The organism is Amycolatopsis ponsaeliensis (assembly GCF_030182635.1).
Lineage (GTDB): Bacteria > Actinomycetota > Actinomycetes > Mycobacteriales > Pseudonocardiaceae > Amycolatopsis > Amycolatopsis ponsaeliensis.
Genome location: NZ_JAPZLD010000021.1, coordinates 68,474 through 90,222, shown reverse-complemented (window position 1 = coordinate 90,222; position 21,749 = coordinate 68,474). Strand labels below are relative to the sequence as shown.

The 21,749-nt window shown below is 71.4% G+C and carries 21 protein-coding genes; 7 read left to right on the top strand and 14 right to left on the bottom strand.

Features of this window, described 5'->3' with window-relative positions; all coding sequences use genetic code 11:
• Window positions 1-199 precede the first annotated feature (199 nt).
• The 3 genes from QQ657_RS29165 to QQ657_RS29155 all read right to left on the bottom strand — a co-directional run bounded on the left by QQ657_RS29165 (window position 200) and on the right by QQ657_RS29155 (window position 2,845).
• Window positions 200-796 carry a response regulator transcription factor gene (locus QQ657_RS29165; RefSeq protein WP_003073605.1) on the bottom strand — a complete coding sequence of 199 codons (597 nt, stop codon included), beginning with the start codon at window positions 794-796 and terminating at the stop codon, window positions 200-202.
• Between the two features lie 131 nt (window positions 797-927).
• Window positions 928-1,782 (bottom strand): hypothetical protein, encoded by an 855-nt coding sequence (locus QQ657_RS29160; RefSeq protein WP_284745451.1) that lies wholly within the window; start codon window positions 1,780-1,782, stop codon window positions 928-930.
• Between the two features lie 88 nt (window positions 1,783-1,870).
• On the bottom strand, window positions 1,871-2,845 hold the full coding sequence (locus QQ657_RS29155) for a MerR family transcriptional regulator (protein WP_284745450.1): 975 nt from the start codon (window positions 2,843-2,845) through the stop codon (window positions 1,871-1,873).
• 209 nt (window positions 2,846-3,054) lie between these two features.
• Between QQ657_RS29155 and QQ657_RS29150 the strand changes: the two genes are divergently transcribed.
• A complete protein-coding gene (locus QQ657_RS29150; RefSeq protein WP_043792619.1) occupies window positions 3,055-3,357 on the top strand; it encodes a WhiB family transcriptional regulator in 303 nt (100 codons plus the stop codon).
• A 114-nt stretch (window positions 3,358-3,471) separates the two neighbouring features.
• On the opposite strand, the gene groL is transcribed toward QQ657_RS29150, so the two are convergent.
• Window positions 3,472-5,085, bottom strand: a complete 1,614-nt coding sequence (groL, locus tag QQ657_RS29145) for a chaperonin GroEL (protein WP_284745449.1) — start codon at window positions 5,083-5,085, stop codon at window positions 3,472-3,474.
• Between the two features lie 91 nt (window positions 5,086-5,176).
• Window positions 5,177-5,470: a co-chaperone GroES gene (gene groES / locus QQ657_RS29140; protein WP_004559922.1), complete on the bottom strand. Its 294-nt coding sequence runs from the start codon at window positions 5,468-5,470 to the stop codon at window positions 5,177-5,179.
• Between the two features lie 348 nt (window positions 5,471-5,818).
• Between groES and QQ657_RS29135 the strand changes: the two genes are divergently transcribed.
• Window positions 5,819-7,693, top strand: a complete 1,875-nt coding sequence (locus tag QQ657_RS29135; protein ID WP_284745448.1) for an N-acetylmuramoyl-L-alanine amidase — start codon at window positions 5,819-5,821, stop codon at window positions 7,691-7,693.
• 19 nt (window positions 7,694-7,712) lie between these two features.
• Here QQ657_RS29135 and QQ657_RS29130 read toward each other — a convergent pair whose 3' ends face one another.
• Together QQ657_RS29130 and xrtP are read right to left on the bottom strand one after the other, a co-directional pair.
• Window positions 7,713-9,089 carry an XrtP-associated glycosyltransferase gene (locus tag QQ657_RS29130; RefSeq protein WP_284745447.1) on the bottom strand — a complete coding sequence of 459 codons (1,377 nt, stop codon included), beginning with the start codon at window positions 9,087-9,089 and terminating at the stop codon, window positions 7,713-7,715.
• Complete coding sequence (xrtP, locus tag QQ657_RS29125) at window positions 9,086-9,595, bottom strand: exosortase P (protein ID WP_284745542.1); 510 nt, start codon at window positions 9,593-9,595, stop codon at window positions 9,086-9,088. The genes QQ657_RS29130 and xrtP overlap by 4 nt, the downstream gene beginning before the upstream one ends.
• Window positions 9,596-9,956: 361 nt before the next feature.
• Between xrtP and QQ657_RS29120 the strand changes: the two genes are divergently transcribed.
• The 3 genes from QQ657_RS29120 (at window position 9,957) to wecB (ending at window position 12,160) form a co-directional block, all read left to right on the top strand.
• Window positions 9,957-10,724: a choice-of-anchor protein CoaP gene (locus QQ657_RS29120; RefSeq protein ID WP_284745446.1), complete on the top strand. Its 768-nt coding sequence runs from the start codon at window positions 9,957-9,959 to the stop codon at window positions 10,722-10,724.
• Between the two features lie 11 nt (window positions 10,725-10,735).
• Complete coding sequence (locus tag QQ657_RS29115) at window positions 10,736-10,915, top strand: LAXTG motif-containing small protein (protein WP_284745445.1); 180 nt, start codon at window positions 10,736-10,738, stop codon at window positions 10,913-10,915.
• 93 nt (window positions 10,916-11,008) lie between these two features.
• On the top strand, window positions 11,009-12,160 hold the full coding sequence (gene wecB / locus QQ657_RS29110) for a non-hydrolyzing UDP-N-acetylglucosamine 2-epimerase (protein ID WP_284745541.1): 1,152 nt from the start codon (window positions 11,009-11,011) through the stop codon (window positions 12,158-12,160).
• A gap of 90 nt (window positions 12,161-12,250) precedes the next feature.
• Here the strand turns inward: wecB and tsaD are convergent, their stop codons facing one another.
• From tsaD to tsaB, 3 genes are read right to left on the bottom strand one after another with little or no spacing between them, the layout of a single operon-like run.
• The gene (tsaD, locus tag QQ657_RS29105; protein ID WP_284745444.1) at window positions 12,251-13,297 is read right to left on the bottom strand and encodes a tRNA (adenosine(37)-N6)-threonylcarbamoyltransferase complex transferase subunit TsaD; all 1,047 of its coding nucleotides are present in this window, start codon (window positions 13,295-13,297) and stop codon (window positions 12,251-12,253) included.
• Window positions 13,297-13,776: a ribosomal protein S18-alanine N-acetyltransferase gene (rimI, locus tag QQ657_RS29100; protein WP_284745443.1), complete on the bottom strand. Its 480-nt coding sequence runs from the start codon at window positions 13,774-13,776 to the stop codon at window positions 13,297-13,299. Before rimI ends, tsaD begins: the two co-directional genes overlap by 1 nt.
• On the bottom strand, window positions 13,773-14,438 hold the full coding sequence (gene tsaB, locus QQ657_RS29095; protein ID WP_284745442.1) for a tRNA (adenosine(37)-N6)-threonylcarbamoyltransferase complex dimerization subunit type 1 TsaB: 666 nt from the start codon (window positions 14,436-14,438) through the stop codon (window positions 13,773-13,775). Before tsaB ends, rimI begins: the two co-directional genes overlap by 4 nt.
• A 99-nt stretch (window positions 14,439-14,537) precedes the next feature.
• Between tsaB and QQ657_RS29090 the strand changes: the two genes are divergently transcribed.
• Window positions 14,538-15,962 carry an acyl-CoA synthetase gene (locus tag QQ657_RS29090; RefSeq protein WP_284745441.1) on the top strand — a complete coding sequence of 475 codons (1,425 nt, stop codon included), beginning with the start codon at window positions 14,538-14,540 and terminating at the stop codon, window positions 15,960-15,962.
• Entirely contained in the window at window positions 15,955-17,283 is a 1,329-nt protein-coding gene (locus QQ657_RS29085) for a carboxyl transferase domain-containing protein (protein ID WP_284745440.1), read from the top strand. Before QQ657_RS29090 ends, QQ657_RS29085 begins: the two co-directional genes overlap by 8 nt.
• On the opposite strand, the gene QQ657_RS29080 is transcribed toward QQ657_RS29085, so the two are convergent.
• From QQ657_RS29080 to alr, 4 genes are read right to left on the bottom strand one after another with little or no spacing between them, the layout of a single operon-like run.
• A complete protein-coding gene (locus tag QQ657_RS29080; RefSeq protein ID WP_284745439.1) occupies window positions 17,280-19,076 on the bottom strand; it encodes a P-loop NTPase fold protein in 1,797 nt (598 codons plus the stop codon). The two genes, QQ657_RS29085 and QQ657_RS29080, sit on opposite strands and share 4 nt — an antisense overlap.
• Window positions 19,073-19,534 (bottom strand): tRNA (adenosine(37)-N6)-threonylcarbamoyltransferase complex ATPase subunit type 1 TsaE, encoded by a 462-nt coding sequence (gene tsaE, locus QQ657_RS29075; RefSeq protein ID WP_284745438.1) that lies wholly within the window; start codon window positions 19,532-19,534, stop codon window positions 19,073-19,075. Before tsaE ends, QQ657_RS29080 begins: the two co-directional genes overlap by 4 nt.
• Window positions 19,531-20,631, bottom strand: a complete 1,101-nt coding sequence (locus tag QQ657_RS29070) for an alpha/beta fold hydrolase (protein ID WP_284745437.1) — start codon at window positions 20,629-20,631, stop codon at window positions 19,531-19,533. Before QQ657_RS29070 ends, tsaE begins: the two co-directional genes overlap by 4 nt.
• The gene (alr, locus tag QQ657_RS29065) at window positions 20,628-21,743 is read right to left on the bottom strand and encodes an alanine racemase (protein WP_284745436.1); all 1,116 of its coding nucleotides are present in this window, start codon (window positions 21,741-21,743) and stop codon (window positions 20,628-20,630) included. The genes QQ657_RS29070 and alr overlap by 4 nt, the downstream gene beginning before the upstream one ends.
• Between the last annotated feature and the right edge of the window lie 6 nt (window positions 21,744-21,749).

Here is a 21,749-nt window from a genome sequence, read left to right as displayed (position 1 = left end):
TACAACGAGTGAACGACGTCACGGGTACGAGAACCGTCGGAGGGACGGGGTGCCGGGACGGGGTTTCGTCCCGGGGCTGCCCGGATGGGCGCCGGAGTGTGATGGGGACCACACAGGTACGGGCCAGGGCGGTGTGCCCTGGCCCGTCGTCACCTGTATTTCCGGCCGTCAGGATCGGGGAGATGTCGCGAGGACGGGGTCAGCTGACCAGGCCGCGACGGAAGCCGTGCGCCACGGCCTGCGCGCGGTCGCGCACGCCGAGCTTGCGGAACAGCCGCCGGGCATGGGTCTTCACCGTGTCCTCGGACAGGTAGAGCTCGCGGCCGATCTGGCCGTTGCTCTTGCCCTGGCTCATCCCGCGGAGCACCTGAAGCTCGCGCTCGGTCAGCTGGACGCCCGGGTCGGACGGCTGACGGGGCGCGGGCACCGAGGTGCTCGCCAGGGTGTGGGCCAGTGCGGCGACCAGCTCCGGCCGGGACGCGTCCCAGCGGAGGTAGCCACGGGCACCGCCGGCGATCGCGGCGGCGATGCTGCCCGCGTCGTCCGGGGCGCCGAACACGATGACGTTCGCCTGGGGGTTCGCGGAGACGAGCCGTCGAGTGGCTTCGACACCTGTCGGAACCGCGCGTTGCGTTCCGACCAGCACGACGTCGACGGGCTGACGGGAGTACCGGGCCAGCAGCTCGTCACCGTGCGCTACGCAGTCGATGCGACTGACCCCAGGGACCGCGGACATCACTCGGGTGAGCCCTTCACGGACACTGCGTCGGTCGTCGCAGATCAAGACCGTCGTCACGGGGTTTCCTTCCTGCAGCCGGGTGACATTCCACTTCCCCTATCGGACGCTTTAGCCCGAACCTTGACACGATCCGGTGGCTTTTTTTGAAGTTTCTTAGCCCGGATGCCGGAACACCCCATTCCGACGGCTCAACCACCCGGGGCCGGGACCCATGGTGATTCCCCCGCGATCCTCCTCCCGCAAGGATCTGCGCTTCGTAACACTGCGTGCAACACCTCAGCCACTCTGAATCGATACTCCTCGGCGTGTCCTGGGCGCAGGTCGGCCATGACCAGGGCTGCGGGCCACAAAAGTGAAAGCAGTTCGCATTCCTCGGCGGTCGCCATTGCCTTTCCGACAAGGCCGTCCGAAATGTTCCGGTGATCGGGCGCCCCGGCGGCCCGCAAGGCCACGGCCAGCACAATGCCGGATTTCACGGTGTGCCGCCGCGCACCGCGGGCCTGGGACGTTTCGAAAGCGCGCTCGGCGTGCGGCACGGCGGCGGCGCCCTGACCTGCGGCGAGCTCGATCTCGGCGCCGACCCAGCCACCGCGGACCCGGGCTCGCCAGCCGGCGTCCTCGGCTGTTGCACGCTCCGCGAGCCTCCGGGCGGCCCGGAGGCGCCCGAGGGCGAGGTTGTCGGCGGCCAGGCCGAGCAGGGCGTCGGCCCGCGCGCCTGCCGCGTCGAGGCCGTCCGGGTCCGGGTCGCTCGCCAGGCCGGCGGCTTTCGCGAAGGCCTCACCGTCGAGGGCGCGGGCCTGCCGGTGCCCGCCCAGCTGCCGCCGGTGGGCGGCGAGGGTGCTGGCGGCGAGGGAGGCGTGGAGAGGGTCGCTTGCCCGCCTGAGGACGTCCAGGAGCGCCGCGGCGGCGGCGTACCGCCCCTGGGCGCCGAGCACGATCGCGGCCAGCAGCCGCGCCCTGGGGGTACCGGCACCACGCATCACGGCGGGATCGGGCAGCGGGTCGCTGCCGAACGCGGCGGCCCGGAGGGCGGGTTCGTGCACCCGTCCTTTCTAGCGGTTACCACCGACAAGATCAGGATCCTCGCCGAAGTCGGGGGCCAGGCATGCCATGAGGGGCACCCTCATGGACTTAAGAGCCATGGGGGTGCCCCTCATGGCTTTCCCCGCGGCCGCCGACCAGGACGTGCTCGATGCGGTCCGCGGCCCCCGGCAGGTCCACGAGCAGCTCCACCTTGTCCGGCAGCCCCGCCGGGTCCCACCCCGGCCCGCACGCGAACAGCCGGCTGCGCTGCCTCCCCCGCGACACCCGCGCGAACAACCTCGTGTCCGCCACCCCGCGCCGGTGCGCCCACAGCACCACCGCCGCCGGGGCACTGCGGCGGACGGCCACCGCCAGCACCTCCGCCGGCAGCGGGACCCCGAACAGCTGCGCCCCGATGCCGCGGCCGGCCAGCGACGCCGCCAGTGCGTACATCGGCATCGAGTCGCGCTCCTCCGGGACACACCCCAGCAGCACCGGGCGCGTGTTGCGCGGCTCGTCGAGCACCGGGGTCGCGCGGACCAGCGCCGCGAACACGCACTCCGCCAGCAGGTACTCGACCTCCGCACCCGCGCTCGCGCCGCGCCAGCGGGCGCCCAGCGCCGACAGCACCGGCTCGATCACGCCCGTCCACGCCGGGAGGACGCCGAGCTCGGTGATCGTGTCCGCGAGCATGCGCTGGACCGCGCCCACGTCCATCGCGAGCGCCGCCGTGCTCAGCCGGCGGGCCAGGCGGGAACGGACCTCGAGACCGTCGTCGGCGCCGGAGACCCCCGGGGGTTCGTCGGGCTCCTCCGGCTGGGGCGGGCCGGAGCGCGGCATCTGTTCGAGGGCGTAGCGCGCGGCCTCGGCCGTCGACGCTCCGCTCAGCAACGCCCGCTGCATCAGTTCGAGGCGGCCGATGTCGGAGCTGCCGTAGCGGCGGTGACGGCCGTCGGTGTGCCGGCTCGGGCCGAGCCCGTAGCGGCGGTCCCAGGTTCGGAGGGTGGACGGCGCGACCCCGAGCCGGCGGGCGACCGAGGCCACCGGCAGGGTGGGTTCTTCGGTACCCGACCCAGCTCCCACGAGCCTCAATATCCAGGCACCCAGCGCAGTCGGCAACCGGAGGCGAAACCCCTGCTCACACATCCGGGGGATGCCTAACGGCTGAATCGAACCGAATCGCTTGAACAACTATTGGCGCGCTTCTAACGTTACCGCCGTTGCACCGAATGGAGTATCGGCACCACAGCAGAGCAGCTAGCGGCATCGACCGATTGACGGAGGCGGTCAGGATGGCAGACACGCGCAGGCTCCCAGGACCCAACGCCGACATGTGGGACTGGCAGCTCGAAGGGTCGTGCCGGGGGATGGACAGCGCGTCCTTCTTTCACCCGGACGGCGAGCGCGGCCCGGCGCGGGCACGGCGGGAGGCCAGGGCTAAGGCGGTCTGCCTGAGCTGCCCCGTCCTGGAGATGTGCCGCAGCCACGCATTGGCGGTGCACGAGCCCTACGGCATCTGGGGCGGGCTCTCGGAGTCCGAACGCGAGCACCTCATCAAGTCCGACAAACGCGCGCTCAGCATGTCCGGCGGCTGAGCGCCCCACAGACATCGGAGGGCGGCACCGGGTGGGGTGCCGCCCTCCGTGCTATCCGGACGCGGAACGGGGCGGCACCCCTGAGGGATGCCGCCCCGTTTCGTGAAAAACGCGTCAGTGCGAGTGGCCGTGGCCCGCCGCGGCGGGCTCTTCCTCGATCGGCTTCTCGACGATCGACGACTCCGTCGTCAGCACGAGACGCGCGATCGAAGCGGCGTTCGCCACCGCGGACCGGGTCACCTTGACCGGGTCGACGATGCCGGCGGCCAGCAGGTCGGTCAGCTCGCCGGTGGCGGCGTTGAAGCCGTGGCCCCAGCTCTGCTCCCGGACCTTGTTGACGATGACCGCGCCCTCGTGGCCCGCGTTGGTCGCGATCCAGAACAGCGGGGCGGACAGCGCGTCGCGCACGATGCGGACACCGGTCGCTTCGTCGCCCTCGAGGCCGAGGCCGCCCTCGAGCTCCTTGACCGCGTGCACCAGCGCCGAGCCACCGCCGGGCAGGATGCCCTCCTCGACGGCCGCCTTGGTCGCCGCCACGGCGTCCTCGATGCGGTGCTTGCGCTCGTTCAGCTCGGTCTCGGTGGCCGCGCCGACCTTGATCACCGCGACACCGCCGCCGAGCTTCGCGAGCCGCTCCTGCAGCTTCTCGCGGTCCCAGTCGGAGTCGGTGCTCTCGATCTCCTTGCGGATCTGGGCGATCCGCGCCTGGGTGGCGTCCTTGGTGCCGGCGCCGTCCACGATGGTGGTGTCGTCCTTGGTGACGACGATGCGCCGCGCACTGCCGAGCGAGCCGAGGTCCGCGTCGGCCAGCTTCATGCCGATCTCGGTGGAGATGACCTCGCCGCCGGTGACGACCGCGAGGTCGTCCAGGAACGCCTTGCGGCGGTCGCCGAAGAACGGCGCCTTGACCGCGACGGCGGTGATCGTCTTGCGCAGCGAGTTCACCACGAGGGTGGACAGCGCTTCGCCGTCGACGTCCTCGGCGATGATCAGCAGCGGCTTCTTGGCCTCGACGACCTTCTCGAGGACCGGCAGCAGCTCGGCCAGCGACGAGACCTTCTCGCGGACGAGCAGGATGTAGGCGTCCTCGAGGATCGCCTTCTGCTCCTCCGGGTTGGTCGCGAAGTGCGCCGAGAGGAAGCCCTTGTCGAACTGGACGCCCTCGGTGATCACCAGCTCGGTCGCCAGGGTCGACGACTCCTCGATGGTGATGACGCCGTCTTCGCCGACCTTCTCGACGGCTTCGCCGAGCAGGGCGCCGATGTTGGCGTCGCGGGAGGTGACGGTGCCGACCTGGGCGATGTTCTCGCGGCCCTTGACCGGGGTGGCCTTGGCCTTGAGGACCTCGATGACCTTCTCCGCGGCGGCCTCGATGCCACGGCCGATCGAAGTCGGGTTGGCGCCGGCCGCGACGTTGCGCAGGCCGACCTTCACCAGCGACTGCGCGAGCACGGTCGCGGTCGTGGTGCCGTCACCGGCGACGTCGTTGGTCTTGGTGGCGACGCTCTTGGCGAGCTGCGCGCCGAGGTTCTCGAACGGGTCGTCGAGCTCGATCTCCCGGGCGACGGTCACGCCGTCGAGGGTGATGGTCGGGCCGCCGAACTTCTTGTCGAGCACGACGTGACGACCGCGCGGGCCGAGGGTGACCTTGACCGCGTCGGCGAGCTTGTTCACCCCGCGCTCCAGCGCGCGACGAGCGTCCTCGTCGAAACTGATCTGCTTGGGCATAGCGTGTTCCGCTTACCTTTCTTTGAACGCAAGAACGCCCCGCTCCCCGGCGTTGTGCGGGGCCCGGGGCGTCATGCGCTGCGAGCGGACGTCAGTTGATGACGGCCAGCACGTCGCGGGCGGACAGGATGAGGTAGTCCTCACCGTTGTACTTGACCTCGGTGCCGCCGTACTTCGAGTAGATGACGACGTCACCGACGTTCACGTCCAGCGGGACGCGGTTGCCCTTGTCGTCGATCCGGCCCGGGCCCACGGCCAGAACCTTGCCCTCCTGGGGCTTCTCCTTGGCGGTGTCGGGGATGACGAGGCCGGAAGCGGTCGTCTCCTCGGCCTCACTCGTCTGGACAACGATCTTGTCCTCGAGCGGCTTGATGTTCACGCTCACCGGGTTGACCTCCACGGTCGTCGAAAGCGTCGGCAGGATGTATTACGGCTCATACCACCCCCGCCGTCGCGGGTGCCGGGGCTGTCGGGCCGTGCGTTAGCACTCTAGCCACGGGAGTGCCAGTCGTGCAAGGAGGGTCCACCCGACGTGCGGAAAAGCCCCGCCCGACGACCTGACCGGCAGTTTTGTTCCGCGAACCCGGCACGCAAGGACAGCGTCACCCCAGACAGCCTGGACCTCCCCCGCCCCTCGTTGAACAATCGAAGACGAGGAGCGGTCACCACTCTTACCCCTGGAGTGAGTTTCTGGTTAGGTTCTCACCACCTGGCACCAGAACCCTGGGGGTTTATGCCCATGTCGTCCCGTTCCCTCCCGAGATCCGCGGCACTCGTAGCCGCCGCAACTCTCCTCACCGGCCTAGCCGCCGCTCCAGCCCAAGCAGCCACCACCGACGAGCGCCAACGCGACTTCGCGGCGGCAGCGTCCGAGTTCGGCGTCCCGCAGAACGTCCTGCTCGGCGTCTCCTACCTCGAATCCCGCTGGGACTTCAACGCCGGCACGCCCAGTACGTCCGCCGGCTACGGCCCGATGCACCTCACGGACCTGCGCGAAGCCGGCGCCGCCACCTCCCACCACGACGAAGGCACCGAAGACCCACGTGGCGACGACGCGCGCCCCGCGTTGCACCCGAAGGCCGGGCCCACCGCGCCGCCGCAAGGGCTGCAGACCGTCGACGAAGCCGCGCAGCTCACCGGTCAAAAAGCCGAGACGCTGCGAACCGACCCCACCCAGAACATCCGGGGCGGGGCCGCACTGCTCGCGAAGTACCACGCCGGCCAGACCGACTGGTACGACGCCGTCGCCAAGTACAGCGGGTCCACCGGAGACGCCGCGCAGACCTTCGCCGACGAGGTCTTCGACACGATCAAGACCGGCATGACCCGCACCACCGACGACGGCCAGCAGGTCACCCTCGCCGCGTCCCCCGACGTGAAGACCCCGCAGCACCCCGGGAACCCGGCGAACGTCGAGTGCCCGCGGACCGTTGCCTGCGAGTCCGTTCCCGCTCCCTACCAGGAGCTGCCGAACGACGACTACGGCAACCACGACCTCGCCAACCGGCCGGTCAGCCAGAAGATCGACCACATCGTCATCCACGACACCGAGGGCTACTGGGACAGCGTCCTCAAGCTCGCCCAGGACCCGACGTACGTCAGCTGGCACTACACCATCCGCTCCAACGACGGCCTGATCGCGCAGCACGTGCCGACCAAGGACGTCGCCTGGCACGCCGGCAACTGGTACGTCAACGCGAAGTCCATCGGCATCGAGCACGAGGGCTTCGCCGCGAAGGGCACCTGGTACACCGAGGCGATGTACCGGTCGAGCTCGAAGCTCGTCGGCTACCTCGCGCGCAAGTACGGCATCCCGCTCGACCGGGCGCACATCATCGGCCACGACAACGTCCCGGGCACGGTCCCGTCGACCATCGCGGGCATGCACTGGGACCCGGGCCCCTACTGGGACTGGTCGCACTACTTCGACCTGCTGGGCGCGCCGCTCGGCGGGTTCGGGCTGCCCGGCTCGTCGCTGGTCACCATCGACCCGGACTTCGCGAAGAACCAGCCGATCTTCACCGGCTGCGACACCGCCGGGACCCCCTGTCCCGCACGGGGTTCCGAGGCCGTCGTGCTGCACTCCGAGCCGAATGACGCCTCGCCGCTGCTGAAGGACGTCGGCCTGCACCCGAACGGCTCGCCGTCCACGATGGCCGTCTCCGACGTCGGCAGCCGGGCCGCGACCGGGCAGCAGTACGCCGTCGCCGAAGTCCGCGGTGACTGGACCGCGATCTGGTACCTCGGGCAGAAGGGCTGGTTCCACAACCCGCGCAACGCCCGTGTCGCCAAGCCCGCGATCGGCTGGGTCGTGACGCCGAAGCCCGGCCTCGCGACGGTGCCCGTCTACGGCCGCGCCTACCCCGAGCCCGAGGCCTACCCGGCGAACGTCACCGTGCAGGCCATCACGCCGCTGCCGTACACGCTGGCAGCCGGGCAGAAGTACTCCTCGGCCGGCACGGTCGGCTCGGAGTACTACTCGGCGACCACGTTCGACGTGGCCGACCACGTGGTCGTGAAGGGCAAGCTGAAGTACGTCCAGATCCAGTTCGGGCACCGGATCGCGTTCGTCAAGGCGGACGACGTCCGGATCGTCCCGGCGTTCTGACCGGAAGCGGAGGTCGCGCTCACGCGTCGAGCGCGACCTTCGCCCCGGCCGCCTGTTCGGTGTTGCGGCGGGTCTTCGCCCAGCCGTTGCGGCCGCGGATGAGCCGGAACAGCGCACGCCACGACGTCACGTAGAACGTGTAGATGTACGCCGCATAGGCGAAGCCCATCCCGATCCCACGCAGGATGTTCTTGCTGCGCAAGCACTTCAGCTGGTAGATCGGGCCCCAGACCAGGAACGGCAGCAGCCCGAACGAGCCGTAGATGGCGAAGAGGATCCACGCGCCGCCGGTGAACCACGTCCACATCTGCGCCGGGTCGCCCGCGGTGCTCGCCACCAGCAGGATGAACGGGATCGGGTACAGCAGCGAGCCGAGCAGCTGCAGCCACGGCTGGGCCAGGTAGTACATCATCTCCGCGGCGCCGAGCGTGCTGACGTGCGGCGAGTCCCAGATCCGCCGCAGGTAGCGGGCGCACTGCATGGTGCCCTGGCCCCACCTCGTGCGCTGCACCAGGAACCGCCGCAGGCTGTACAGACCTTCTTGCGCCACATGGGAATCCGGCGTGAACCCGGTGCGCCAGCCCTCCGTCAGCAGGTGGACGCCGAGCTCGAAGTCCTCCAGCAGCGAGCCGCGCCACGGCTCTTCGTCCGGGCCGGCGATCGAGTCGAGCGCGGTGAGCCGGGTGAACTGGCCGTTGCCGCCCATGGAGATCGTGCCGGTGAAGCCGCGGGACGTCTGGATCGCCGCGATCGCCGTGCGGAACTCGAGGTCCTGCAGCTGCGCGAGCTTCAGGCCGAACCAGCGCCCGACGGGGTTGCGCGACGGCGGCGGCGTCCCGACGTTGCTCATCCACACGTCCAGCTGGACCGCGCCGATCTCCGCGTCGCCGAAGAGGTGGTCCGCCGCGCAGACCTCGAGGCAGTTCGGGGCCGGGCGGCCGTCGGCGTCGACCACCACGACCACGACGTCGTCACGGGCCGCCTCCGGGCCCATCCAGTCGTTCAGGGCCCGGTAGGCGGCGTTGAGCGCGTCACCCTTGCCGGTCCGGGCCTCGGGCCGCACGCGCGGCACGAGGTGCAGGTACGGGTCGTAGCCGCCGTGGCGCCGCCACAGCATCCGGACGACGCGTGCGGTGCGGTCGTCGGAGTCGTCGTCGACGACCCAGACGTGCGCCTTGCGGAACGTCGTGCGCAGGTAGCGGATGGTCTCGCGGATGACGGACTCTTCGTCGCGGCACGGCACGAAGAAGTGCCAGGTGAAGTCCGCCGGATCGCCCACCGGGGCGGGCTTGCGGCGCAGGTACGGCACGACGATCAGGACGACGTACACCAGGAACGCCACGCTCATCGTCAGCGCGAACGCCTGGGTGATCGCCAGCAGGACCTTGACGCTCATGCCTTCTTCTTCCGCGTGGCCAGCCAGACGAACAGGACGAGCGAGACGGCGCCGCCGAGCACGCTGACCATCGAGCCGAGCAGCGTGTGGCCCCAGTAGTAGCCCTCGTCGGTGCCGTACTCGTGCACCAGCCCGACGATCGTGAGAATGCGCAGCTGATTCACCAGCACGACGACGATCGCGGAAATGCCAAGGGAAAAGAAGAGCCGCTTCGCATTGGCGGGCCGGAAGTACAGCATCGCCATCGTCACAACGAGCAGTGGCAGCAAAAGGAACGCGGAAGAACATTCCGGCGTCATTCTCAACCCGAATGGAGTAGCGCTACTCAACCCAAAGTAAACGGACTCCCGATCGGGCGCGACATAAACACCCGATGTAGTGATGACGTCGAGGATCGCGCCGGCGAGGCGCACTTCCAGTTCACGATAGAACCGCTCGGCCAGCACCACCGCGGCTCCCGCGGCGGCCAGCGCGCCGAGCGCGATGACCAGCGGAAACCTCGTCATGCCTGAGTTCGGAGCGCTCGCTACGGCCACGACGGTCCTCTCGGTGTCGATTCTTCGTTCAAGCTGCGGACCCCGGGGCGAGCGTAAGTCATGGACGCCTCGCGATTCCACTCGGAGGTGGGGTTTGGCGGGCCATTCGGCAGAATCGCCGGCGAACTTGCTAGGCCGACCGGGTGATGTCGAAACGACCAGCGGAAACGACGTCCCGGAATACCCGATCCGGTGATTCGGGAAATTTCGTGTGCTATTCGGGCCGCACTTCGCGATAGTCGATTCGCGTGCCGAGTCGAGGCAAGCCGGTCGATCCGCGCCGCCGTCACGCGAACTCCAGGGAAACCCAGCGAATTCGGAGGATCAGTTGATGAAAAGCTCCCTCGTGCGCCGCGGCGGCCTGCTCGCCGCGGTGGTGGCGAGCTTCGTGCTCGCCGGCGCGGCGCCCGCTTCGGCCGCGCCCGGCGACGGGTCCGCGTACGGCGTCAAGGTCGACGTGACGCTGCTCGCCCAGCCCGCGGTGCACGTGGGGCCGCTCGCGGCCGCCAGCACCGCCGGACCGACGACGAGCACCTTGGCGAGCGCCGCCGCGCCCGGCATCCTGACCGCCGGCGTGATCACCACCGAAGCCAAGCGCGACGACAACTCCGGCGCGGTGACGGCGAAGGCGACCACCGCCGACGTCGGCCTGCCGCTGCTCAAGGCCGCACTCGGCACCGTCGGCGTCAAGACCGTCGAAGCCGTGTGCACCGCCACCCAGGAAGGCGTCAAGGGCAGCAGCACGCTGGCCGACGCGAAGCTCGGCAGCGTCGGCGCGGTCGACGCCAACCCGGCGCCGAACACCCAGGTCAAGGTCGCGATCGCCGGGATCAACATCGCGACGATCATCCTCAACGAGCAGATCAAGAACGCCGACGGCAGCCTCACGGTCAACGCCCTGCACGTGAAGCTGCTCGGCGGGGTCGTCGGCTCGCTCGGCTCGGGTGACGTGATCGTGTCGTCGGCGACCTGCGGCCCGGCCGCGCCGCCGATGCCGCTGGCGTCCGGTGCGGGCCTGTGGATCGGGCTCGGCCTGCTCGGCGCCGTCGCGCTGCCGGTCGGGACGCGCATCTACCGCCGTCGCTCCGCCCAGGTCTGAGCGAGGCCCGCATGTACAAGATGCCGGGTGCGGGCGTCGGCGTGGCCGGTGGCGGGGTGGGCACCCTCGCCGCCACCGGGGCCGACGTCGGGTGGTGGCTGGCCGTCGGCGTGCTCCTGGTCCTGCTCGGGACCGTCGCGCTGATCGCCGTCCACCGCCGCAACCGCCGCCTCTCCCGGGCGCGGGACTGAGATAGGGCCGTCGGCGTGCGCCCCTCGCACGCCGGCGGCCATTCGGTGGAAATTTCCTGGACACTGGACTACGTGGAGAAGGAGCACCGCGGGGTGGATGTGATGTTGCTGGCCGGGACCCGCCCGGAAGCGCTCAAGCTCGCGCCGCTGGCACTGGCCATGGACGCGCACCCGACCTTGCGGCCGATCCTGGTCCACAGCGGGCAGCACGCGGGCATGGTCGAGCAGGCCCTGTCGCCGTTCGGCCTGGTCGCGGACGCGTGGCTGGACGTGCCGCCGCGCGTGACCGGCGGTCAGGCGGAGCTCGTCGCGGGCCTGCTGCCCGCACTCGACGACGCGCTGCGCCGGTTCGCCCCGGCCGCGCTCGTCGTGCAGGGCGACACCACGACGACGCTCGCCGGCGCGCTGGCCGCGTTCTGGCTGGGCATCCCGGTGGTGCACCTCGAAGCCGGGCTGCGCACGCACGACCTCACCGCGCCGTTCCCGGAGGAGGGCGCGCGGCAGATGGTGTCCCGCCTGGCGGCACTGCACCTGGCGCCGACGCTCGGCGCGGCGGCCGAACTGCGCTCGGAAGGCGTTGCGCGGCAACGGATCGCGGTCACGGGCAACACGGTGGTCGACGCGGTGCTGGAGATCGCGGCGCGCGACCTCCCGGCGCGCGACACGGCGCTGGCGTTGCTCGAGATGGAGATCGCGGAGGCGGGCGAGCGGCTGGTGCTCGTGACGTCGCACCGGCGCGAGTCGTGGGGCGAGCCGCTGGAGCGGACACTGGCCGCGGTGCAGCTGATCGTCGCCGAGCACCCGGACGTGCAGGTGCTGTTCCCGGCGCACCCGAACCCGCAGGTCCGCGGCCAGGTGGAGGCCGCGTTGGAGGGCGTGCCGCGCGTGACGGTGACGGACCCGCTGGAGTACCCGGACCTGGTCCGCGCGCTGCGGCTCGCGTCGCTGGTGCTGACGGATTCGGGCGGCATCCAGGAGGAGGCGCCGACGTTCGGCACGCCGGTGCTGGTCCTGCGCGACGTGACCGAGCGGGTGGAGGTCGTGGAGGCGGGGTGCGCGTGGCTGGTGGGCACGGACACCGAGCGCATCGCGGACACGGCAGCGCGGCTGCTGAGCGGCGAGCTACGGCCGGCGCAGGTCGGAAACCCTTACGGCGAAGGCGATGCGGCAGCCTTGGCGGTCGCGGCGATCGAGGAACTGCTCGGGGTGGGCTCCCCGGCACACCGGCACGCCGCAGCCTCCTGACACCCGCCCTCCGCGATGTCTTGAATGAGTCATTCAGGTCTTCGGAGGTCCTGAATGACTCATTCAAGACCTTTGGGTGGGCCGGGTGGGCTAGAGCGAGACCACGTTCACCGGCAGGGCCGGGTTCGCGCTGAAGTCCAGCCGCGCAGTCGGGCGTTTGGCCGCCACCACGTGCGCGCCCAAAGCCGCGATCATCGCGCCGTTGTCCGTGCACAGCCGGGGCCGCGGCACGCGCAACTCGATGCCCGCCGCGGCACAGCGCTCGGCCGCCAGCGACGACAGCCGCGAGTTCGCCGCCACGCCACCCGAAATCACGAGCGTGCCGATCCCCTGCTCCTTGGCCGCCCGGATCGCCTTCATCGTCAGCACGTCCGCGACGGCCTCCTGGAACGACGCCGCCACGTCGTCCACCGGGATCTCCTCGCCGCGGCGAGCCGCGGCTTCGACCCAGCGCGCCACCGACGTCTTCAAGCCGGAGAACGAGAAGTCGTTCTTCGCGTCGCGCGGGCCGGTCATGCCGCGCGGGAAGGCGATCGCGGACGGATTGCCGTTCTTCGCCGCCTTGTCGATCGGCGGCCCGCCCGGGTACGGCAGGCCGAGGACCCGCGCCACCTTGTCGTACGCCTCGCCGGCCGCGTCGTCCACAGTGGACCCCAGCTCGGTGATCGACGACGCGATGTCGTCGACGCGCAGCAGCTGCGTGTGCCCGCCCGAGACCAGCAGCGCCAGGCACGGCGCCGGCAACGGCCCGTGCTGCAACGTGTCCACCGCGATGTGCCCGGCCAGGTGGTTGACGCCGTAGAGCGGCACGTCCAGCGCCGTCGCGTACGCCTTCGCCGCGGAGACGCCGACGAGCAGCGCGCCGGCCAGGCCCGGCCCCGCCGTCACCGCGATGGCGTCCACATCGGACAGGGACAGCCCGGCCTTCTCGAACGCCCGCTCGGTCGTCGGGACCATCGCTTCGAGGTGGGCCCGGCTCGCGACCTCGGGCACCACGCCGCCGAAGCGGGCGTGCTGCTCGACGCTGGAGGCGACCTCGTCGGCGAGCAGCTCGACCGCGCCGTCGTCGTGCAGGCGGACCAGGCCGACGCCGGTCTCGTCGCACGAGCTCTCGATGCCCATGATGATGCGCGACATCAGCCCGCCACCTCGTCTCGCGTCCGCGCCGGGCGGACCATCGTGTACGCGTCGGCGCCGGAGGGCTGGTAGTAGCGCTTCCGGATGCCGAGCCGTTCGAAGCCGTGGCTCTCGTACAGCGCGAGAGCCGAGTCGTTGTCCGTGCGGACCTCGAGGAACACCGGCGCCTCGAACTCGTCCGCCCGCTCCAGCAGCGCTCGCAGCAGCGCCTTGCCGATGCCCTGGCGCTGGTACTCCGGCGCGACGCCGATCGTGTGCACGGTCGCCTCGTACTCGCCGCGGCGGCGCCCGACGACGGCCAGCCCGGCGTACCCGAGCAGCTCGTCGGTCTCGTCCGGGCGCGCGGCCAGGTAGAAGTTGCCCGCGTCCAGCTCGGAGTGGAAGGCGCGGGAGCTCCACGGGTCGTCGCCGGGGAAGAGGATCTGCTCGATCTCGACGCACCGGGCGATGTCCCGGCGGCGCAGCGGCCCGAGTCTCACGGCGCGGTCACCCGTTTCGGCGCGGCGGGCTCGGCGGCATCGGGACGCCGCAGGTACAGGGGCGTCAGCGGCGCGGGCGTTTCCTTCGCCAGCAACGCGCTCCGCGCGGCCTTCACCAGTCCGGCGGGCGACGGGAAACGCGGCTCGATCGGCTGGACGTCGAGCGCGGCGGTGTACAGCACCGCGCCGTCGCCGGCCGCGACCTTGATGTCCGTTTCCAGGTCGGCCGGCCGCTGGACGTGCGGGCCGTCGGTGCGGTTCCCGGCGGCGTCGTAGGCGGCCCAGTAGACCTCGCGGCGGCGGGCGTCGGTGAGGACGAGGAAAGCGCTGTCGACCGCGGCGACGTCGGCGGCCAGCGCGTCGAGGCTGCAGACCGGGTACACCGGCAGGCCGAGGGCGTGCCCGAGCGCGGCGGCGGTGGCCATCCCGGCACGCAGGCCGGTGAAGGGGCCGGGACCGACGCCGACGACGATCGCGTCGAGGTCCTTGAGCGACACTCCGGCGGCCTCGGCGGCGGCCAGCGCGTGCGGCATGATCAGCTCGCCGTGGGCGCGGGGGTCCACGGTGACACGCTCGCCGCGCGTCTCGACCCCGTCGCCGTCCACCATGACGACGCCCGCGGTCACCGCCGGGGTCGAGGTATCGATCGCCAGTACCAACACGGTAAGCAAGCGTACGACCAGGGTCTTCGGCCGCTTGCTGCAGGGGACTGATCCGCACGGTAACGTGCGAGACGCGTCCGACACTGGGAGGTCCCCGCGGTGCCCGACCCGTTGTTCCCCACTCTCATATCAGCTTCGGGCAAAGAAGCCCTCCGGTTCGGCGAACAGGCCTTGACCTACGAGGAGCTAGCGGCGGTCGCCGGTGGTCTCGCGGCGGGGCTCCCCCATGGCCGCGTCGCCGTCTGGGCGACCCCGACCATCCACACGAGCGTCGCCGTCGTCGCCGCGCTGCTGGCCGGCGTCCCGGCCGTGCCGCTCAACCCGAAGATCGGCGAGCGTGAGCTGGCGCACATCCTCGCCGACAGCGAGCCGCAGCTCGTGCTGGCCGAACCGGGCGTCGAACTGCCCGCGGGCCTGGCGGAGCTGCCCCGCCGGGACATCCCGCTGACCGGCTCCGCAGGCGAAACCGCCGAGGAGCCGGACCCCGAGACGCCCGCGTTGATCGTCTACACGTCGGGCACCACCGGGCCGCCGAAGGGTGTCGTCCTCCCCCGCCGGTCGATCGCGACGACGCTCGACGCGCTCGAGGACGCCTGGGGCTGGACCGCCGGCGACGTCCTGGTGCACGCGCTCCCGCTGTTCCACGTGCACGGCCTGATCCTCGGCATCCTCGGCCCGCTGCGCCGCGGCGGCTCGGTGCGCCACCTCGGCCGGTTCTCGACCGAGGGCGTCGCGCGAGAACTGTCGGCCGGCGCGACGATGCTGTTCGGCGTCCCGACGATGTACCACCGGATCGCCGGCGAAGTCGGCTCGGACGCCGCCTTGGCGGACGCCCTGAAGAGCGCGCGGCTGCTCGTCTCCGGGTCCGCGGCCCTGCCGGTGCACGACCACCAGCGGATCACCGCGGCGACCGGCCAGCAGGTCGTCGAGCGCTACGGCATGACCGAGACGCTGATGAACACGAGCGTCCGCGCGGACGGCGAGCGCAAGCCCGGCACCGTCGGCGTCCCTCTGCGCGGCGTCGAGCTCAGGCTGGTCGGCGACGCCGGGGAGGCGATCGACGACGTCGAGACCGTCGGCGAGATCCAGGTGCGCGGGCCCAACCTGTTCACCGAGTACCTCAACCGCCCGGACGCGACGGCGGCCGCGTTCGACGGCGGCTGGTTCCGCACCGGCGACATGGCCACGCGCGACACCGACGGGTACGTGAAGATCGTCGGGCGCAAGGCGACCGACCTGATCAAGAGCGGCGGCTACAAGATCGGCGCCGGCGAAATCGAGAACGCGCTGCTCGAACACCCCGGCGTCGCGGAAGCGGCCGTCACCGGCGAACCGGACGACGACCTCGGCGAGCGGATCGTCGCGTGGATCGTGCCTTCCGGTGCGCCGCCCGCGGCCGAGGAGCTGGCCGACCACGTCGCGAAGCTGCTCGCGCCGCACAAGCGCCCGCGGGTCGTCCGGTACCTGGACGCGTTGCCGCGCAACGACATGGGCAAGGTCATGAAGCGAGCGCTCGGTGACTAGGCAGCCGGCGCGCGAGATCGTCGGCGCGATCGCCAACGGCTTCGTGGAGTTCCCGACGCTGTTGCGCGACGAGCCGGCCGACGGGCCGATCGGTTGGCCCGGCTACCGCGAAGCACGCTCCGCCGCCGAAGAGCGCACCGGCGAGAAGGAGTCCGTCGTCTGCGGGACGGCGAAGGTCGGCGACGTCGAGGCCGTGCTGGTCGCGTTCGAGTTCGGGTTCCTCGGCGGCTCGCTCGGGCAGCGCACCGGCGACCGGATCGAGGCGGCGTTCGCGCACGCCCGCGACGCACGGCTGCCGGTGGTCTCGCTGATTTCGACCGGCGGCAGCCGCATGCAGCAGGGCATGCGCGCGTTGATGCAGCTGCAGCGGGTGGCGCGGGCGTCGGCGCTGACGCGGGCTTCGGGCATCCCCCAGATCTCCGTGCTGCGCGACCCGACGACCGGCGGCGGCTGGGCGACGCTCGGCGCGGGCGCCGACGTCATCCTCGCGCTGCCGGAGGCGCAGGTCGGCTTCGCGGGCTCGCGGGTGCGGCCGGCGGGTTCGCCCGAGGCGTACACGGCGGAGGCCAAGTACGAGTGGGGTCAGGTCGACGCGATCGTCTCCCCCGACGAACTCGGCGCCGTGCTGGAGCGGTGGTTGCGGCTGCTGACGGCGCGTTCCTCGGCGGCGGCTCCCCCGCCTTCCGCGCTGCGCTCGGCTTCGCTGCCTTCGACGGGCTGGGAAGCGGTGGAGGCGGCACGGTCCCCGCGCCGGCCGCGGGCCGTCGAGTACCTCGACGCGTACTTCGACTGGCGCTCGGACGTCAGCGGCGACCGCGCGGGCGGCGTCGACACGGGGGTGTCGTGCGGCTTCGGCTGGCGCGACGGCCGGACGATCGCGTACGCGGCCCAGTGCGGCACACCGACGTTGCCCTCGGGCTTCCGGACGGCGGCGCGGCTGGTCAAGCTGGCTTCGCGGCTGGGTATCCCGGTGCTGACCCTGGTCGACACCCCGGGCGCGGCCAACGACGCGGCGGCGGAGCAGGCGGGCGCGGGCGGCGCGATCGCGGCGATGTTCGAAGCGGTCGCGACGGCATCGATCCCGGTGACGACACTGGTGATCGGCGAGGGCGGTTCAGGCGGAGCGCTGGCGTTCGCGGCGGCGGGCTCGACGTGGGTGACACCGGACGCGTACTTCTCGGTGACGTCCCCGGAGGCCGCGGCGGCCATCCTGAAGCGGCCGGCTTCGGAGGTCCCGGAACTGGCGGACCAGCTGCGGCTGCGGCCCCAGGACCTGGTGGACCTGGGCGTGGCACGGGCGGTGGTCAGCCCGGCCGGCTAGGCGTTCTTCGCCGCCGCCACCCGCTCCAGCCACTGCACGACGTCTTCCTCGTTGTTCGTCGGACCGTCGGCGCGCAGCTCGCGGATCCGCTCCTGCAGCACCAAGCCCGGGATCTTCCCGGAGAAGAACAGCACCGGTCCGGAGTACGCCACCTCTTCGCCGCGGAAGAAGGCAAGGTCGTCGATGCCCGCGTCCTCTTCCGTCCCGCGCCGGAAGTCCGACAGCACCGCGTCCGGGCGGTGCCGCGAGAACGCCGCCAAAGCTTTCGCCCGGCCGGTCGTCACGTCCACGTGCACCCCGCTCCACCGCAGGTAGTCGGCGAGACCGGCGTTGTTCGGCGGCTGATCGTCGATCCACAGGATCCGGAGGTCGCGCAGCGCCGGCCGGGACGGCTCGCCGGCGCGAAGCCGCGCGCGCACCGCGCGCCGGCCGCGTAACGGCGGCTCGAGCGGCTCTGGCTCGTCCGGCCGCTCCACCAGCGGCTGGAACAAGGTCAACGGACGGCGTTGCAGCTGCTCCATCAGCCGTTCGCTGGGACCGTCGATGCTGCGCAGCAGCGTCACGAAGTCCCGGTCCGCCGCGAGCGCCGGGTACTCGGCAGGCAGCTCGCGCTCCAGCTCGTCGAGCTCGGACGACTGCGGCGGGCGCAGGCCCTTCGAGGCGAACAGCTCCGCCCAGCGGTCCGCGTCGACGTCCCCGCCCTGCCGGGCCGCCGTGCGGTAATCGTGGTACTCGAGGAACTCGCTGATCAGGTCGAGGTGGCGGGGGTTGGTGAGCAGCCGGTAGAAGGCCGGGTAGAAGTGCTGGAGCATGATCACCTTGACCAGGTTCTCCAGCCCGATCGCGTCCCAGGAGCGGTTGAGGTGGTACTCCAGCACGAAGCTGTTGATCAGCCGCTTGATCCGTCGCGGATTGCGGCCCGAGCGTCCGATGATCAGGTTCTTGAGCGGCTCGCCGAACAGTCCGGCGGTGCGCGAGCGGTCCAGATACCCGTCCACCAGGCGCATCGCCTGCTCCGGCGAGGGCGCCGGGATGCGGTAGCTGATCTGGACGATCTTCTCCAGGTACTCCACCGCCGCCGCGGGGTCGCCGATGCCCGCGGACTCCTGGACCGCTCGCCACAGCGCGCTCTGGTCGCAGGCGAGCACGAACACGATGCCGGGCACGTCCAGGTAGAGCTTGATCGCTTCGCACACCTCGACGATGCGGTCGCTCGCGCACCGGTCCAGATCGTCGACGAACACGACCAGGAGCCGGCCGCCGTCCGAGGCGGCGCCCTTCGCCATCCAGGCCCCGAACGCGTCGCGCAGGACGCCCTTGATCTGGTTGCGGGCCCGGGCGTCCAGCGACATCCGCTGCCACATTTCGTCCACGACCCGGCCGAGGCCGAAGAAGCTGGCCGCCACCAGGCCCAGGCTTCGCACCGCGCCGAGCAGGTGAGCACGCTTCGACATCGAACGCAGCGCGCGCCGGATGACGTTGCGGTCGAAGCCCAGGAGGACCGACTTGATCAGGCCTTCCAGTGCGCTCGCCCGGCCCGAGGTCCACGCGTTGAACCACACCGTGGACACCGCGGGCTCGGCGGACAGGGTCGCCTGCAGCCGGTACAGCAGGCTGCTCTTGCCCATCCCCCACGCCGCGTCGACGGCCAGTGTGAAGGGTGCGGTGTCTCGCGAGGCGACGATGAGATCCGTGAGAGCGCGAGCCACCGACGTGACCTCGAGCAGGTCCTCGTCCGCGCCGTCCCCCAACGGCGCGTCGTTCAGCACGACGAACTGTCGTGCCGGGCTCACGCGCGGGTCAGCTCCGGAACGCGATCGGCCCAGGTGCCGTGCGGTTCGAGCGTCACCTCGCGGACGTCGTCCTCGCGGCGGTCCAACCTGACCACCAGGTAGTCCGACGACAGCCGCTCCGCCGAACCCTCGCCCCACTCGACCACGATCGCCGAGCGTTCCAGGTCCGTGTCCAGGTCGAGGTCGTCCAGCTGGGACAGGTCGCCGCCCAGGCGGTACGCGTCCACGTGCACCAGGGGCACCCCCGCCGGGCCCGCCGGGTGGACGCGGGCCAGGACGAACGTCGGTGAGCTGACGCGGCCGCCCACGCCGAGGCCGTCCGCGATGCCGCGGGTCAGCGTCGTCTTGCCCGCGCCGAGGGGACCGGCGAGCAGCACCAGGTCACCCGCGCGCAGGGACCGGCCCAGGGACCGCCCGAACTCCATCGTGTCTTCGGGCGTCGGGAACTCATGCGTCAACGCTGCCACCACCAGGTTCGCCGGGACGAGTTTTCGCCGTCCGCACCGGAACAGCGTTGCAGGAGATCGATCAGATGGCTGTTCACCAGCTCGGGCTGCTCGAGCTGCACCATGTGGCCGGCGCCGCGGACGCGCACCAGCTCCGCGTCGGGCAGCTCGGCCGCGATCCGCTCGGCGTGCGAGAACGGCGTGAACCGGTCCGAGTCACCGCCGATGACCAGCACTTCCGCGTGCTTCAGCCCGGCCAGTGCCGCGTACCGGTTGTGGCTGCCGAGCGTGTCGACGAAGTTGACGAGCCCGCGGACCGGCGTCACCTCGAGCATTTCGAGCATGAAGTCGACGAGCCTCGGTGCGACGTCGCGGCTGCCGAACGCCAGCCGCCGCACGGCCTGGCGCGTCAGCTGCCCGCCCGCGGCACGGACGAACTCCACCAGCCCCGGCTGCCAGCCGGCGAGACCGCCGGCGGCGCGCGTCAGCGGGTTGTACTTCGAGAGCAGCGAACGCGGCAACCCACGTGCGCCCACTTCGCCCGCCGCGGTCGCGATGAAGGCGACTCCCTCGACACGCTCTTCGAACAGCGAAGGGAACTCGGCGGCCAGCTCCATGATCACCATGCCGCCCATCGAGTGCCCGACCAGCACGATGGGCCCGTCCGGCACCACGGACCGCAGCACGACGTCGAGGTCGCGCGCGAGCTGCTCGATCGTCGAGTTCTCCGCGGACGCCGCGCCGGAAAGGCCGTGGCCGCGGTGGTCGTAGTAGACCTGACGCACGCGAGGCAGGCGGAGCTTCGCGAGGTCGCGACGCTGGAAATGCCAGCAGCGCCGCGAAAGCGCGAAGCCGTGTACCCCCACGACAGTCAGTTCAGGTTTTCCGCCGTCCTCCGGGTCGATCTCCTCGACCGAAAGCGGCGTGCCGTCCTCGGCCGCGACCGTGGAAGTACGGTCCGGCTTCAGCTCCCCCAGCGGCTCGTCCACGTACGGATCCTCACTGTGCCGCCGCTGCTGCGCGGCGACGGCGATAGCGGCGGCGGCGGTCCCGGTGGCGACGGCCCCGACCCCGCCGGCGATGGCCAGCAGTCGACGTGAAGGTGTCACGAGCGCGCCCCCAGATACCGGCGCCGCACCCGCGGGCGGTACATCGAGGTGACGATCTCGTAGTCGATGGTGCCCAGCTTGTCGGCCCATTCCCGGGCCGTCGGCTCGCCGTGCGTCCCCTGCCCGAACAGGACGACCTCGTCGCCGACGGCCGGCTCGAAGTCCCCGCAGTCGACGACCAGCTGGTCCATGCAGACGCGCCCGGCCACCGGCCGCCGCTGCCCGCCGAGCCACACGTCCATCCGGCCGGACAGCGACCGCGGGACGCCGTCGGCGTACCCGGCCGGCACCAGCGCGAGGTTCGTGTCCCGCGACGCCGTCCAGGTGTGCCCGTAGGACACCGATTCGCCGGCTTCGACGCGCTTGACCAGCGCGACCGCGGACCGGAACGTCATGACCGGGCGCAGGTCTTCGGCCTGCGGCACCGGGTTGAGCCCGTACATCGCGATCCCGGGCCGGACGACGTCGAAGTGCAGGTCCGGCCGGGTGAGCAGGGCCGCGGAGTTCGCCAGGTGCCGCTTCGGGTCGAGCCCGGCCGCGCGGGCGACGTCGTAGGCCTCGGCGAACCGCTTGGCCTGGAGGTCGGTCGCCGGGTGGTCCGGCTCGTCCGCGCACGCGAGGTGGGACCAGATCGCGACGACTTCGACCCGCGGTTCGGCGGCCGCCGCTTCGACCAGCTCGGCCCAGCGGGCGGGCGGGCAGCCGTTGCGCGAGAGCCCGGTGTCGATCTTGAGGTGCACACGGGCCCGGGTACCCGCGGGAGCCGCGGCGGCGATGCGAGATAGCTCACCGGTCGAGCTGGCCGCGAGGTCGACGTTCGCCTCGATGCCCGCGGCGAAGTCGACGTCGGGCGTGTCCAGCCAGCTGAACAGGCGGGTCGTGATCCCGGCTTCCCGCAGGGCGAGGGCCTCGCCGAGCGAGCAGGTGCCGAGCCAGCCCGCGCCGGCCTCGACCGCGGCGCGCGCCACCGGCAGCGCGCCGTGGCCGTAGGCGTCGGCCTTCACCACGGCCATCACCTCGGAACCGGGCGCGCGGGCGCCCAGCAGGGTGAGGTTGTGGCGGAGGGCGTCGAGGTCGATGTCGACCTGGGCCCTGGGGAAACTGGAGGACATAACGCC

What these genes read in the sequence shown, in the direction of transcription:
- QQ657_RS29120 (WP_284745446.1), top strand. Translation starts at nt 9,957, where the DNA reads ATGAAAAGCTCCCTCGTGCGCCGCGGCGGCCTGCTCGCCGCGGTGGTG.
- QQ657_RS29115 (WP_284745445.1), top strand. Translation starts at nt 10,736, where the DNA reads ATGTACAAGATGCCGGGTGCGGGCGTCGGCGTGGCCGGTGGCGGGGTG.
- alr (WP_284745436.1), bottom strand. Translation starts at nt 21,743, where the DNA reads ATGTCCTCCAGTTTCCCCAGGGCCCAGGTCGACATCGACCTCGACGCC.
- groL (WP_284745449.1), bottom strand. Translation starts at nt 5,085, where the DNA reads ATGCCCAAGCAGATCAGTTTCGACGAGGACGCTCGTCGCGCGCTGGAG.
- QQ657_RS29130 (WP_284745447.1), bottom strand. Translation starts at nt 9,089, where the DNA reads ATGAGCGTCAAGGTCCTGCTGGCGATCACCCAGGCGTTCGCGCTGACG.
- QQ657_RS29150 (WP_043792619.1), top strand. Translation starts at nt 3,055, where the DNA reads ATGGCAGACACGCGCAGGCTCCCAGGACCCAACGCCGACATGTGGGAC.
- xrtP (WP_284745542.1), bottom strand. Translation starts at nt 9,595, where the DNA reads ATGACGAGGTTTCCGCTGGTCATCGCGCTCGGCGCGCTGGCCGCCGCG.
- tsaD (WP_284745444.1), bottom strand. Translation starts at nt 13,297, where the DNA reads ATGTCGCGCATCATCATGGGCATCGAGAGCTCGTGCGACGAGACCGGC.
- QQ657_RS29135 (WP_284745448.1), top strand. Translation starts at nt 5,819, where the DNA reads ATGCCCATGTCGTCCCGTTCCCTCCCGAGATCCGCGGCACTCGTAGCC.